Raw genomic sequence first — 13,009 nt, 5'->3', positions numbered from 1 at the left:
TGGATCGACGGGCCGCGGTGGTCCGGCGACCCGCGACCGGCGCCGGTCGGCCGCCGCCGCTAGACTGCGGCGATGCTGATCGCTCCCTTCGCCCTCGTCCTCGCCCTCCAGTCCGCTCCCGACGACGCCGCGACCGCGCCGATCGCAGCCACCGTCACCGCACCGGACGCCGCGGCCGTCGGCGCGAGCCTCGAGGCCGCGGTCCGCGAACTGCTCGGCGCCCAGGAGAGCTACGTGCCCGACAACGCGGTGGGGGGCATGCCGGACGAGAAGCTCGAGGCCTGGCAGGAGGGTGAAGCGGCGCGGCTCGAGAAGCTGCGCGCCGAGAACGGGCCGGGCGTCGAGTGGCCGTACGAAGGCGTGTACCGCGTGCGCTCCGGGCGGCGGGCCATCATCCCGCCGGGCTACCGCGTCGGTGGGACCGCGATCGTGTGCGAGGCGCTCGTCGCGGCGCCCGGTCTCGACGAGGACGCGCCGCGCGTGGCGGCCATCGGTCGTTCGCTCGAGTTCATGGCGTCGATGCTCGACCCCGACGACGGCGATGCGGGACTCGCCCCGGGCCCGAAGGAGGGCTACGACGTGCGCGGTTGGGGGCACGCGCAGGCGCTGAGCCTCTACGTGCAGTTGCTCGCGCGCGATGCGAAGAGCGCCTTCCCGACGGGGGAGCAGCGCGAACGCATCGCCGCGCTCGTGCCGCACCTCGTCCACTGTCTCGCGGTCAACGAGACGCGCGGCGGCGGCTGGAACTACGCGGGCGGCGCGGTCAGCCCGTTCATGACGGCGACCACGCTCGACGCGCTGATGGACGCGCGCGACGCGGGCTTCGAGGTGGATGCCGAGCTGATCACGCGCGCGCTCGACGCGCTCGAGAAGAACCGCGCCGAGAACGGCGCCTTCGAGTACTCCGGACGCGCGCGCGGCGAAGTGGCGATGCACGCGTCGGCGGCCCGTTCGGCGGCGGCGGAACTCGTGTTGTTGCGCGCCGGTCGCAGTGACACGGATCGCCTGCACGCGGCGGTGCTCGGCTTCTTCGACGGGTGGGACGAACTGCTCGTGCGCAAGAGCCAACAGGGCACGCACGACCCCCCCTACGCCATCGCGCCCTACTACTTCATGTACGGCCACACCTGGGCGGCGCGTGCGATCGCGGCTCTCGACTCAGAGCGCCGTCCCGCGCTGCGCGAGCGCCTGCTCGAACACCTGTGGCGCACGCGCGAGGGCTCGGGCGTCTGGAACGACCGGATCTTCCCGCGCAGCGCGAGCTACGGCACGGCGATGGCGGTGCTGGCGATCACGGCGGGCTGAGCGGTGGGGGCCGGATGGAGCGGAATCGCGGCGGCCGTCCTCCCAACAACCAGCTTCGTCCCGGGGTCGCCAGCCCGCGCCCCACAGCCCGAACCCCTCCCATGAAGCTCCACCGCTCGAGCGCGCCGTCCACCCGGGCGGGCGCCGGTTTCGCCGGTCTCGTCCTGCCCCTCGGTCTCGTGATCGCCGGTTTCGCCGCCTCCTGTGCCGTCGGAAGCGACACGCCGTTGCCCGACGTCGGCTCGACGATCAAGTGCACCCTCGAGTCCGGCCGCAGCTTCGAGGGCCAGGTCGAGGACGTGGCCCCGGGTGCCGTCAAGGTGAACGACGTCTGGATCGACTGGGACCGCGTCGAGTTCTGGCATCCGGCACAGGGTTGAGCGCAGAGGTGCCGCCGCGCCCCTCAGTCCTGCGGCGCCAGCAACCGCAGCTCGACCTGCTCGCGCCGCAGTTGGCCGACGCGCACCGTGCGCTCGCTGGAACGATCACCGGCTCGCACCCGCAGGCGCAGTGAACCTTCGGGCACGTCCTCGAAGACGAAACGGCCCTCCTCGTCGGTCGCGAGCGACGGCAGCATCAGCGCCGGTTCGCTCGGGCTGGCGGCCAGGACCACGGCGCCCGCGATCGGCGCACCGGCCGCGTCGAGCACGCGCCCCTCGATCGCTCCGCCGCGCACTTCGACCAGCGCGGTTCCGCGGCGGCCGTCGTGCGTGATGGTCGCCGTGCCGAGCACCGGCCAGTTCGAGCCGCGCGCCCAGGGCGGCAGCACGCGCGCCTGGTAGCTGCCGAGCGTCAGGTCGTCGACCCGGAAGCGCCCGTCGCGGTCCACCTCGACGCGGCGTTCGACGCGCCCGTCGAGACCCGGCGCCGGCACCGGCCGCACGCCCGCGTTCGTCTGTTCGAGCGGAACGAGCGCCAGTTCGTAGCCGCGCGCGTCGCGATCGCCGGCGAGCGTCACGCGACCTTCGAGCACCTGACGCCGGATCGACGGCAGGGTCGGCGTCGGGGCGAAACGCGGCGGAAGTTCGACGCGCAGTGGCTCGGTGAGCGGCAGTTCCAGATCCAGATCCACGCCGGGCGCGGCCATCGGGACCGCTGCCAGCGTGGCGCGCCCGACCCGCGGCAGGCGTCGCAGCTCGAACGTCCCGAGCTCGTCGCTGTGCGTCCAGAACAGTTCCTCGTCGACGATCAGCGTCACGAGGACGTCCGACGCGCTCTCGCCGTTCGACGTCAGGACCGCGCCGCGCAAGACGCCCGACCGTTCGGCGGCCGTGGGCAGTCCGAGCTGTTCGAGCGTGCGCGGCGCTTCGATCGCGCCCACGTCCACCGGCACGCCGGGGCGATCGACGATCTGATGGATCCACAGGCCGAGCAGCCACAGGAGCAGCACCGCGATCACGGCGCGGCGCACGAACTCGCGGCGACCGGAGCGCGGCCTGGGGGCGGCCGCGGATCCGGTGCCCGCTGTTTCCTGGGCGTCGCCCGCTCGGTCGACCGCGCTCACTCGAAGGCCCCCGTCGCCACGATCGCGGCGACCACCTCGTCGCGCATCTCGCGCGCCACGTCGAACTCGCTGCAGTCGAGTCCTTCGACCCCGCGCCGGAAGCGGCCGAGACCGCGCGCTCCGGCCCGCGCGTAGGCGAGCAGTCGCAGCGCCAACTGCAATCGGTCGCAGACGCGGGCGAAGCGGGCCTCGCGCGTCTCGCCGATCAGGTACTCCTCGAGCCGCGCGCGCGACTGCGGCCCGAAAGGCTCGAGCAGCGCGTCGCCCGCGGCCTCTTCGGCGCTGCGCTTGGCACCCGGCGGCAGAAGGTCCGCGGCCGTGCGCGGCAGATCGCCGAGCCGCGCCTCGGGCAGATCGTGCGCCACGCAGAGGGTCACGACGCGATCGACGTCGAGCGGCGGCTCCACCTGGGTGCCGAGGGTCAGCGCGAGCGTCGCCACCCCGTGGGAGTGCGCGGCGATCGACTCGGCCTGGGGCAGCCCCGCCTGGAGCCAGCCCGTGCGCGGGAGTCGCTCGAGCGCGAGCATCTCGAGCAGCGCGGCCAGCGCCGGTGAATCGTCGTCGGAACGCATGTGGTACTCGGGCGGCAGGTTCACGGATCGCGAGCGGTTGACCGGCCCGCGCGGGTTCCACCCGCCTGGCGGCAGCTTATAGTGCCGGGCCGCTCATGCTCCTTCGACTGCGCCAGGGCCTCGCGCCCCACGAACTCCGGACCGTCATCGACGAGGCCGGTCGCCAGGGAGCGACCGTGCGCTTCCTCGACGACGCGCGGACCCTGGCCGAGCTCGAGGGCCCGTTCCAGGCCAGCGCCCGCGCGCGCTTCGAGGACCTGTGGGCCGTGGTCTCGATCCTCGACGCGAAGGACGCGCCCGAGCTGCACCAGACCGTCCGGCCGGGCGCCGGTGGGGTGGACACGATCGAGGCCGGACACGCGCGCTTCGGCGGCGGCGACCTGTCGATCGTGGCCGGACCCTGCGCCGTCGAGGACCGCGACGCGCTGCTCGAGATCGCGCGGCACGTCGCCGACGCCGGCGCGACGCTCCTGCGCGGCGGAGCCTACAAGCCGCGCACGTCGCCCCACGCCTTCCAGGGCCTCGGCGAAGCGGGCCTCGCGCTGCTCGACGAAGCCCGGGCGCTGACCGGACTCGGCATCGTGACCGAGGTCCTCGACCCGCGCGACGTCGAGAAGGTCGGAGCGGTCGCCGACGTGTTCCAGATCGGAGCGCGTTCCATGGCGAACTCGGCGCTGTTGACCGAGGTCGGTCGCTACAGCGCGGAACACGGCACGCCGGTCCTCGTGAAGCGCGGCATCGCGGCCTCGGTCCGCGAGCTGTTGCTGGCGGCCGAGTACGTGCTGAACGAGGGCACGAATCGCGTGATCCTGTGCGAGCGCGGTATCCGCAGCTTCGACAACGTCACGCGCAACCTGCTCGATCTCGGTGCCGTGGCGCACCTCAAGGGCGCGACGCACCTGCCGGTCGTCGTCGATCCCAGCCACGCCGCCGGACGGGCCGATCTGGTCCTGCCGCTGGGTCTGGCCGCGGTCGCCGCCGGTGCCGACGGGCTGTTGGTGGAGGTCAATCCGCGACCGGAGACGACCCACTCCGACGGAGCCCAGGCCCTGTCGCCGAGCGCCTTCGTCGATCTGGTTCGCCGGGTCGAAGCGCTGGCCCAGGTCTGCGGTCGGCGCGTGGTGCGCGTGGCGCGCGAAGCGGTCTGAGCGCGGGCCGGAGTGCGCCGCGCTCCTCGAGCGCGGGCACTCGGAGGAGGGCGGGCTACACTTCGGGCGACCCCACCCGGACCCCGTGACCGACTCTTCCCCCCAGTTCGGCGGCGACCCGTCGGGCGGCGACCCGCCCACCGACGAGTTCGCCCAGCTCGACGCGGAGCGCAGCTTCATGCTGAAGCGCATCCTGCACATCCTGCTGGGGCTGTTCGTCGGATTCGCCGCCGTCGACGCGGTGGTGGCCCAGGTGGACGCGTCGGAGAACGAGGCGGAGATGGAGCTCGGGCACCCGCTCCTGTCCTGGACGAACACGGTCGACTACCACGACCCCGTCCTCGACCGGCACCACGACCGCTACGGCCTGCGCAATCGCGAGATCGAGGCGGACGCCGATCCGACCGAGGTGCGCATCGCGGGTTTCGGCGAGTCGAGGATCTACGGCGCGGGCGAAGGCGTGGCCCAGGACGACGTCTGGAACCACGCGCTCGAGCGCCTTCTGAACGCGAACCGACGCGTCCCCGTGCGCGTGCTCAACGGCGGGGTGATGGGGTACTCGGTGGCCCAGTCCTGCCGGCGGGCGGTGCTGTTGCTCGACGCGCTGGAACCCGACCTCGTCTTCGTCACCGTGGCCGCGACGCCCCAGGCGCTGATCGAGGACCCCGACCTAGGCGGCTTCGTCGAGGTGGACGGGCGTTTCGTGTCGCGCGCGATGGCCGCCCGTTGGCCCGAGCCGCTCCTGCCGCTCGTCGCTCTCGGTGACGCGGTCCTCGGACGTTGGTCCGCGATCTACACGCGCCACAAGAATCGCGAGGTCATGCAGGGCGACCTGCCGCCGTTCTTCCTGCGCTGGCGCTACTTCGGCGATCCGAAGGGCCGCGACTACCTCGAGCGGTGCCTGCAGGCGACCTGGGACTCGGTCAGCGATCTGCGCACGGCCTGCGAGGAGCGCGGGATCGAGCTGCGGTTCGCGATCCTCCCCGACACCGAGGTCGCCACCGCCGAGCGCTGGAAGGAGTGGTTGCAGAAGAACGGGAGCCTGTGGGGGCTGCCCGCCGACACGCAGCCCGAGCGCTCGATCGACGCGCTCGAGGCCAAGCTGAACGGGCTCGGCGTCGAGACCTGGAACATGACGCCCGAGGTCAAGGGCATGGGGAAGTACTTCTTCCAGCACTACATCCGCGACGACGTGCACCACTGGACGCCCAAGGGGCACCAGCGCGTCGCCGAGGGTCTGATGCGCTGGCTCTTGAAGGACGGCCTCTTGAAGCGACTGACGACCGAGCGCGCCGCGAACCCGCGCACCCAGCCCTTCGGCCCTCCGCCGCGCTGAGCGACCACGCGCGCGGCCACCGTCCGATCCATGCTCTTCCAAAGCGTCGAATTCCTGGTCTTCATGGCCGTGCTCCTGCCCCTGTTCTGGGCGCTGGCGCGGCGGCGAGGACGCAGGCAGGCGCTCCTGCTCGTCGGCTCGTACCTCTTCTACGGGATGTACGAAGCGTGGTTCCTCACGCTGATCGTCTTCTCGACGCTGCTCGACTACCAGTGCGGTCAGCGGATCCAGACGGCGCGTGACACGGGCGACCGCACGAGCGCGAAACGTTGGCTGTGGCTCAGTCTCGTCGGCAACCTCGGTGTCCTCGGCTTCTTCAAGTACACCGACTGGTTCTTCGACAACATGCAGTGGGTCGCGACCGCGCTCGGCAGCGGTGTCGACCTCGTCGCGTTCAAACGCAGCCTGCTGCCGGACTTCATCCAGGCCGGCTACGCGAACACGCTGACGCCCGAGATCGTGCGGGACATCGTGTTGCCCGTCGGCATCTCGTTCTACACGTTCCAGACGCTCAGCTACACGATCGACATCTACCGCGGGAAGTTGAAGCCCGCGCGGTCGTTCGGCGACTTCGCTCTGTTCGTGTCGTTCTTCCCGCAGCTGGTGGCGGGCCCGATCGTGCGCGCGGCGGAGTTCCTGCCCCAGCTCGACCTCCTGCCGCGCATCGACCGCCAGCGCCTGCACGAGGCCCTGTGGCGCATCGGTTGCGGTCTGACGCGGAAGATCGTCTTCGCGGACCTGATCGGCCTGTACCTCGTCGATCCGGTCTTCAACGACCCGCTCGCCTATTCGGCCGAGGTCCACGTCCTGGCGATCATCGGATTCGGTTTCCAGATCTACAACGACTTCGCCGGCTACTCGGAGATGGCGATCGGCGTGGCCAAGTTGTTCGGCTTCGACCTGCCGGAGAACTTCGCCTACCCGTTCCGCTCGATCTCGGTGCGCGAGTTCTGGACGCGCTGGCACATGACACTGTCGTTCTGGTTGCGCGACTACGTTTTCCAGCCTCTGGGCGGTTGGCGCAGCAAGATGCCGCGCGCGGCGTTCAACAACATCGCGACGATGGTGTTGATCGGCCTGTGGCACGGCGCCAGTTGGCTGTGGGTCTGGTACGGCCTCGTGAACGCGATCGCGATGATCGTCGAGGTGCAGTGGCGTCAGTGGCGCAAGAAGCGCGCGCGGGCGGCCGGCGTGAAGTTCGAACTGGCCCAGCCGGGCACGCTCGCGTGGTGGATCAAGGCGGCCTTCGCCTATCCGTACTTCATCGTCATCGTCTTCGGTTCGAGCGCGTCGATCCGCGCCGGCACCTGGGAGACGATGGGCAACATGTTCCTGCGCGCCGGTGACAAGGGCATCGAGAGCCTGTCGGTCTGGGCCCTCGTCGTCTTCGTCGGCACCTGGGCGCTGATCCTCCTGCCGCGCAGCTGGGTCGACTTCACCCACCGCCTCGTGCACCGCGCACCGACCTGGCTCGTGGCCGTGTGGCTGGGAACGATGGTCGCGGTGACGGCGCTCCTGTTGATCGGCCAGCAGCCGTTCATCTACTTCCAGTTCTGAGCGCACAGGCTCCACCGCGAACGTCGAGGCGAGCCCGTCGAGGGACGCGCGCTCGATATGCTCGGAGCCCCCGTCCGACCCATCGGTCGCACACCGACGCTCGTTCCCCCCACGAACTCGACCCATGCGCACCCCCTACATCGCCGGCAACTGGAAGCTGAACCTCGACCGGGCCGGAGCCCTCGACCTGGCGCGCGGGATCGCGGCCGCCACGAGTGACGCGACCGGCGTCGACCTCGCCGTCGCACCGCCCTACGTCCACATCGAAGCCGTGGCCGAGGCCCTGCGCGGAACGAGCGTGCGCGTCGGCGCCCAGAACTGCTGCGACCAGGACAGCGGCGCCTTCACGGGCGAGATCTCGGCGCGGATGCTGAAGGAGGTGGGGGCCACGTTCGCGATCGTCGGCCACTCCGAACGGCGCCACGTCTACGGCGAGAGCGACGAGCTGATCGCGGCCAAGCTCGGTGCGGCGCTCGCCGGCGGGCTCGACGCGATCCTGTGCCTCGGCGAACTGCTCGAGGAGCGCGAGGCCGGCCGGACCGAGTCGGTGGTCCGGCGCCAACTGACCAGCGCGCTCGCGGACTTCGATCGGGCGCACCTCGGCCGGTTGACCCTGGCCTACGAGCCGGTCTGGGCGATCGGCACCGGGAAGGTCGCCACGCCCGACCAGGCCGAGGAAGTGCACGCGTTCGTGCGCGGCCTGCTCGCCGGACTGTTCGACGACGCCGCGGCCGCGTCCGTGCGCATCCAGTACGGCGGTTCGGTCAAGCCCGACAACGCGCGCGAGCTGCTCGGTCGGCCGAACGTGGACGGCGCGCTGGTGGGTGGAGCGTCCTTGAAGGCCGACTCCTTCACCGGGATCGCCGCGGCCATCCGCTGACCGGCGGCGGGCGTGGCCCCGCTCGCCGTGCCGCTCGCCGTCCCGGCCCGTGGACGGCTCAGGTCCCGGCCCGCGCCGCTGCCCCGTCGCGCCCGTCGCGGCGGCTACTGTCGCCCGCGTGCTGGTCCAGACGCTCCTCTTCCTGGTGCTCGCCCTCTCGGCGATCGCGCTCGTCGTGCTGGTCCTCGTGGACGGATCCGAGGACACGGTGCGCCCCAAACTGCGGCGGGCGCTCTTCTACACGGCGGTCGTCTTCCTCGTCAGCGCGGCCACGATCGTGGTGACCTCCTCGGGGCGGACGGGCTCGCTGCTCGAGGCCCGCGAGCACTGACGGACGGCCGCCGGGGGGCGAATCTGGCCGCTCGCGGCAGGTCCAGGGTTCGCTCGCCGCGCTGGTTCGCGGCCGATCCCGCCACCTCGAGGCCGCAGCGGCCCGCACGGGCGGCGCCCGAGAGCCGGCCGAAGGGTGGCCCGGTGGCCCTCGCGGCGCTATCGTGTCCGCCCTTCGACGCCTGGGACCCCGCCTCCGCGGATCGGTCACCGGCGCCCTCCGAGCTGCCGCTCCATTGGCATGTTCCTCGAAACGATCCTCTACCTGGTCTTCGCGCTCTCGTCGCTGCTCCTGATCGTCGTGATCCTCGTCCAAGAGGGTCGCGGTGGCGGTCTCGGCGATGCCTTCGGTGGCGCCGGCCAGCAGACCTTCGGCGTCGGTGCGCGCGGCATCACCCGCTTCACGGCCGCGGTGGCGCTCGTCTTCATGGGTTCGGCCCTGACGATCGTCCTGCTCGCGAAGTCCTCGTCCGGTTCGGTCATCGGTGACGGCGTCGACACGGTCGAGCCGGTCGGCGAACAGCCGGCGGGCGGAACGCCGGTCGAGTGAGCGGCGTGTCCGGGAACGACGTGCTCGGGAGCGGCGAGGTCCTCGACCTTCTGCGCCGTGAGAACGCCCTGCTCGAGGGGCACTTCCTGCTGTCGAGCGGACTGCACTCGGACCGCTACTTCCAGTGCGCGCTCGCTCTGTGCGATCCGCGCAGCGCCGGCCAGCTGGCGAACGCACTCGTGGCGCGCCTCGCGGCCGAAGGACTCGAGTACGACCTGGTCGTCGGACCGGCGCTCGGCGCCGTGGTCTGGGCCCAGGAAGTGGCGCGCGCGGCGGGGACGAAGTCGTTCTTCACCGAGCGCAAGGGCGAGAAGGGCGCGGGCATGGCGCTGCGCCGCGGATTCGTCATCGCGCCGGGAACGCGCTGCCTCGTCGTCGAGGACGTGGTCACCACCGGCGGCTCCGCGAAGGAGGTCATCGACCTTCTGAACGAGATCGGCGCGAAGGTCGTCGCCGTCGGCAGCGTGGTGAACCGCTCGGGCGGCAACCCCTTCGCCGACCTGGGCCTGCCGTTGGTCGCACTGGCCGAGGTCACCGCGCGCACGTGGGCCCCCAGCGATCCGCCCGAAGGCTTCGAGAACTCCACACCGATCAAGCCCGGCAGCCGGGCCTGATCCAGACGCGAACCACGACGAGCCCGACCTGCCCATGCGCTCGATGACAGGATTCGGTGCCGCGACCGCGGAGCACGCGACGGTGCGTGTGACCGTCGAAGCGCGTTCGGTCAACCACCGCTTCCTCCAGGTGAAGGTGCGCCTGCCCCACGACATGGGCGCGCTCGAGGCCGACGTCGAGAACCTGGTCAAGCAGCGGCTCGGGCGCGGTTCGGTGAATCTCTCCGTGCGCGTCGAGCCGGTCGGCGGCGCGGCGACCGTGCGCGTCGACGAGGACGTGGTGGCGCGCTATCGCGAACAGCTCGAACAACTCGCGGCCACCGCCGGCGTGCCGTTCACGCTCTCGCTCGCCGAGTGGGCGCACCTGCCGGGCGTGCTCGAGACGCGCTCGACCGAGTTCGATCCGCGCGCCACCAAGGCGGCGCTGATGGAGGCCACGGCCGGAGCGCTCGACGGCCTGGTCGAGATGCGCGACCGCGAGGGGCTCGCCATGGCGGACGACCTCGCGCGGAACGCCGCCGAACTGAAGGCGACCGTCGCGCTCATCGCCGAGCGTGCGCCCGACGTCGTGAAGCGGCTGCAGGACGAACTGCGTCGCCGCGTCGCGCTGCTCGTCGACCGTCCGACGATCGAAGCCGACGAGCTGGCGCGCGAAGTAGCGTCGATCGCCGACCGCGCGGACATCGCCGAGGAACTCTCGCGTCTCGAGGCGCACCTCGGCGCACTCGGCGATCTGCTCGGCAGCGGGACGGATGCGGTCGGTCGCAAGCTCGACTTCCTCGTGCAGGAGCTCTTCCGCGAGGTGAACACCGTAGGGTCCAAGTCTGCCGACGCGCAGATCGCCCATTGGGTCGTGGACGCGAAGACCGCGATCGAACGGCTGCGCGAGCAGGTCCAGAACGTCGAATGAGCTCCGTGAACCACAGCAACGGACCGGGACGCGCCGTCGTCATCTCGGGGCCCTCGGGCAGCGGGAAGAGCACGATCGGCCGTCGTCTGCGCCAGGACCCGCGCGTCGTCTTCAGCGTTTCGTGCACCACGCGCGCGCCGCGACCCGGCGAGGAACACGGCGTCCACTACCTCTTCGTCGACGAGCAGGAGTTCAAGGGCGGCATCGCGTCCGACCGCTTCCTCGAGTGGGCCGAGGTCTACGGCAACCTCTACGGCACGCCGCGCGGTCCGCTCGACGAAGCGGTGCTGGGCGGCAAGGTCTTCCTGCTCGAGATCGACGTCCAGGGTGCGCTCCAGGTGCGACAGCGTCTGCCCGAGGCCCTGTTCATCTTCATCGACGTGCCCGACGACGCCGAGCTGCGTCGGCGCCTCGAGGGCCGCGGCACCGAGACGCGCGAGGTGGTCGAGCGTCGACTGGCGAAGGCCCGGGCCGAGCGCGAGCAGCGCGGCGCGTACGATCACGTCGTGGTCAACGACGACGCCGAGCGCGCTTATCGCGAGACCTGCGCGTTGATCGGGCTCGAGCCGCGCGCGGACGACGCGCCGCAGGACTGAGCGGGCCGTTGGACGAATCGACCGAGCGGCACCGAGGCACGGTGCCCACCCACGAGGAACACGCATGAACGAGATCACGGGCAACGTGCTGCTGGGCTGTTCGGCCTCGGCGGCGCTCCACAAGGGCTGCGACCTGGCCAGCAAGCTCAGCCAGGCCGGTCACCGCGTGCGCTGCGTCCTCACGCCGCGCGCCGCCGAACTGATCTCGCCCCAGCTCTTCGAGGCGCTGACCGGCGAGCCCGCGGGTTCGACCGAGTTCGGCTCCGAGCGGCGCGGCGCGATGGACCACATCGATCTGTCCCAGTGGGCCGACGTGATCGTCGTGGCTCCGGCCTCGGCCGATCTGATCGGGCGCATCGCGAACGGGATCGCGGGCGATCTGCTCACGACGACGCTGCTGGCCACCTCGACGAAGGTCCCGCGGCTGTTCTCGCCCGCCATGAACCCGATCATGTGGGAGGCGCCGGCCGTGCGCCGCAACGTCGCACGCCTGATCGAGGACGGCTGGGTCCAGGCCGATCCGGGTTCCGGGCACATGGCCTGCGGCGTCGAGGGGACCGGTCGGATGGCCGAGCCCATGGACCTCGTCCCGCGCGTCGCCGCTCTGCTCGAACAGGCCTTCGACGCGAGGTCCTGACCGTGGCGAAGAAGACGGCGAAGAGAGCGGCGAAGAAGGCCGCGACGAAGAAGGGCCAGGAGGGACCGCCGCCGCGCCGCGTGGTCGTGACCGCCGGGCCGACCCGCGAGTACATCGACCCGGTCCGCTACCTGTCGAACGAGTCCAGCGGGCTGATGGGTTTCGAGATCGCCAAGGCCGCCGCCGAGCGCGGGGACGACGTCGTCCTCATCGCGGGCCCTGTCCACCAGCCGACGCCGGACGGCGTCACTCGCGTCGACGTGACGAGCGCGCGCGACATGCTGGAGGCGCTGCGCGAGCACTTCCCCGAATGCGATGTCCTGATCATGGCCGCCGCTGTGGCCGATTTCAGGCCGAAGCGCCGGCTGGCGGGCAAGTGGCGCAAGAAGGACGACGGCACGGACACGGCCACGATCGAGTTGGTGAAGAACCCCGACCTCTTGGCGACGATCGCGCGGCGCAAGGGGGAGCGACTGGTGGTGGGCTTCGCGCTCGAGACCGGGGACGGCGTCCGCCGCGCCCTGGGCAAGATGCGCCGCAAGAACGCCGACTTCGTGGTCCTCAACGACGCCTCGGCCCTCGGTGCGACCACCACGTCGGTGACCGTTCTCGGGCGGGACGGGTCGGCGCGCGAGATCCGCGGACGATCGAAGTCGCACGTCGCGCGGCACTTGGTGCGCCTCGAGCGCCCGCGGACGGCCGCCGCCGGACGCTGATCGAACGGTCCGCTCGCGAGCGCGCCCACCCACGGCTCGCTGGACGCCCGTCGGGAAGCTGACCGGGAGTGCGCGATTCCAGTGTCGCGACGGGCACCGGGGCGCGCTGTTCCTTGCTCGAAAGGGCCCGTACGCGCGATTCTCTGGCGAGAACGATCGCCTCCGCACCTCGGCGCGGCGGGCGCGTGGTGTCGACGCCCCGCGCCGCCCGCGACGCGTCCGGCGATCGGCCCGACGGTCCGTGGCCCAGCGGCTCCTCCCGCGGCCCCCGGACCACTCGGGACCAGCCTCGATGGGACGGTGCTCCGGCGCTGCCCACCTCGTCCGGGACCCGTCCCGTCCGGACTCCTCCTC

At 71.5% G+C, this 13,009-nt stretch carries 15 protein-coding genes; 13 read left to right on the top strand and 2 right to left on the bottom strand.

Annotation, left to right across the window (positions count from 1 at the left end):
- The first annotated feature begins 72 nt into the window (after positions 1 to 72).
- Both Pla163_RS16650 and Pla163_RS16645 read left to right on the top strand, forming a co-directional pair.
- The gene (locus Pla163_RS16650) at positions 73 to 1,305 is read left to right on the top strand and encodes a hypothetical protein (RefSeq protein ID WP_145191184.1); all 1,233 of its coding nucleotides are present in this window, start codon (positions 73 to 75) and stop codon (positions 1,303 to 1,305) included.
- 101 nt (positions 1,306 to 1,406) lie between these two features.
- Positions 1,407 to 1,685 (top strand): hypothetical protein, encoded by a 279-nt coding sequence (locus Pla163_RS16645; RefSeq protein ID WP_145191181.1) that lies wholly within the window; start codon positions 1,407 to 1,409, stop codon positions 1,683 to 1,685.
- Positions 1,686 to 1,708: 23 nt separating this feature from the next.
- Here the strand turns inward: Pla163_RS16645 and Pla163_RS16640 are convergent, their stop codons facing one another.
- Both Pla163_RS16640 and Pla163_RS16635 read right to left on the bottom strand, forming a co-directional pair.
- Positions 1,709 to 2,809: a carboxypeptidase-like regulatory domain-containing protein gene (locus Pla163_RS16640; RefSeq protein ID WP_145191178.1), complete on the bottom strand. Its 1,101-nt coding sequence runs from the start codon at positions 2,807 to 2,809 to the stop codon at positions 1,709 to 1,711.
- Positions 2,806 to 3,405: an HD domain-containing protein gene (locus Pla163_RS16635; RefSeq protein ID WP_145191175.1), complete on the bottom strand. Its 600-nt coding sequence runs from the start codon at positions 3,403 to 3,405 to the stop codon at positions 2,806 to 2,808. Before Pla163_RS16635 ends, Pla163_RS16640 begins: the two co-directional genes overlap by 4 nt.
- 71 nt (positions 3,406 to 3,476) lie before the next feature.
- On the opposite strand from Pla163_RS16635, the gene aroF reads away from it, so the two are divergent.
- From aroF to Pla163_RS16580, 11 genes are all read left to right on the top strand, one after another.
- Positions 3,477 to 4,529, top strand: a complete 1,053-nt coding sequence (aroF, locus tag Pla163_RS16630; protein WP_145191172.1) for a 3-deoxy-7-phosphoheptulonate synthase — start codon at positions 3,477 to 3,479, stop codon at positions 4,527 to 4,529.
- 85 nt (positions 4,530 to 4,614) lie between these two features.
- Entirely contained in the window at positions 4,615 to 5,865 is a 1,251-nt protein-coding gene (locus Pla163_RS16625) for an alginate O-acetyltransferase AlgX-related protein (RefSeq protein WP_145191169.1), read from the top strand.
- A gap of 30 nt (positions 5,866 to 5,895) precedes the next feature.
- Positions 5,896 to 7,422 (top strand): MBOAT family O-acyltransferase, encoded by a 1,527-nt coding sequence (locus tag Pla163_RS16620; RefSeq protein ID WP_145191166.1) that lies wholly within the window; start codon positions 5,896 to 5,898, stop codon positions 7,420 to 7,422.
- A 124-nt stretch (positions 7,423 to 7,546) separates the two neighbouring features.
- Entirely contained in the window at positions 7,547 to 8,302 is a 756-nt protein-coding gene (gene tpiA / locus Pla163_RS16615) for a triose-phosphate isomerase (protein ID WP_145191163.1), read from the top strand.
- A gap of 118 nt (positions 8,303 to 8,420) precedes the next feature.
- Positions 8,421 to 8,633: a hypothetical protein gene (locus tag Pla163_RS16610; RefSeq protein WP_145191160.1), complete on the top strand. Its 213-nt coding sequence runs from the start codon at positions 8,421 to 8,423 to the stop codon at positions 8,631 to 8,633.
- 240 nt (positions 8,634 to 8,873) lie between these two features.
- A complete protein-coding gene (gene secG, locus Pla163_RS16605; protein WP_145191157.1) occupies positions 8,874 to 9,182 on the top strand; it encodes a preprotein translocase subunit SecG in 309 nt (102 codons plus the stop codon).
- A gap of 5 nt (positions 9,183 to 9,187) precedes the next feature.
- Positions 9,188 to 9,796 carry an orotate phosphoribosyltransferase gene (pyrE, locus tag Pla163_RS16600; protein WP_419186061.1) on the top strand — a complete coding sequence of 203 codons (609 nt, stop codon included), beginning with the start codon at positions 9,188 to 9,190 and terminating at the stop codon, positions 9,794 to 9,796.
- 43 nt (positions 9,797 to 9,839) lie between these two features.
- Entirely contained in the window at positions 9,840 to 10,706 is an 867-nt protein-coding gene (locus Pla163_RS16595; RefSeq protein ID WP_419186060.1) for a YicC/YloC family endoribonuclease, read from the top strand.
- A complete protein-coding gene (gene gmk, locus Pla163_RS16590; RefSeq protein ID WP_145191150.1) occupies positions 10,703 to 11,302 on the top strand; it encodes a guanylate kinase in 600 nt (199 codons plus the stop codon). Before Pla163_RS16595 ends, gmk begins: the two co-directional genes overlap by 4 nt.
- A 64-nt stretch (positions 11,303 to 11,366) precedes the next feature.
- Positions 11,367 to 11,939 (top strand): flavoprotein, encoded by a 573-nt coding sequence (locus Pla163_RS16585; protein ID WP_145191147.1) that lies wholly within the window; start codon positions 11,367 to 11,369, stop codon positions 11,937 to 11,939.
- A gap of 2 nt (positions 11,940 to 11,941) precedes the next feature.
- A complete protein-coding gene (locus tag Pla163_RS16580) occupies positions 11,942 to 12,655 on the top strand; it encodes a phosphopantothenoylcysteine decarboxylase domain-containing protein (RefSeq protein WP_419186059.1) in 714 nt (237 codons plus the stop codon).
- Positions 12,656 to 13,009: the final 354 nt, after the last annotated feature.

Source organism: Rohdeia mirabilis (assembly GCA_007750655.1).
Lineage (GTDB): Bacteria > Planctomycetota > UBA1135 > UBA1135.
This window is presented reverse-complemented; position numbering and strand designations above follow the sequence as displayed.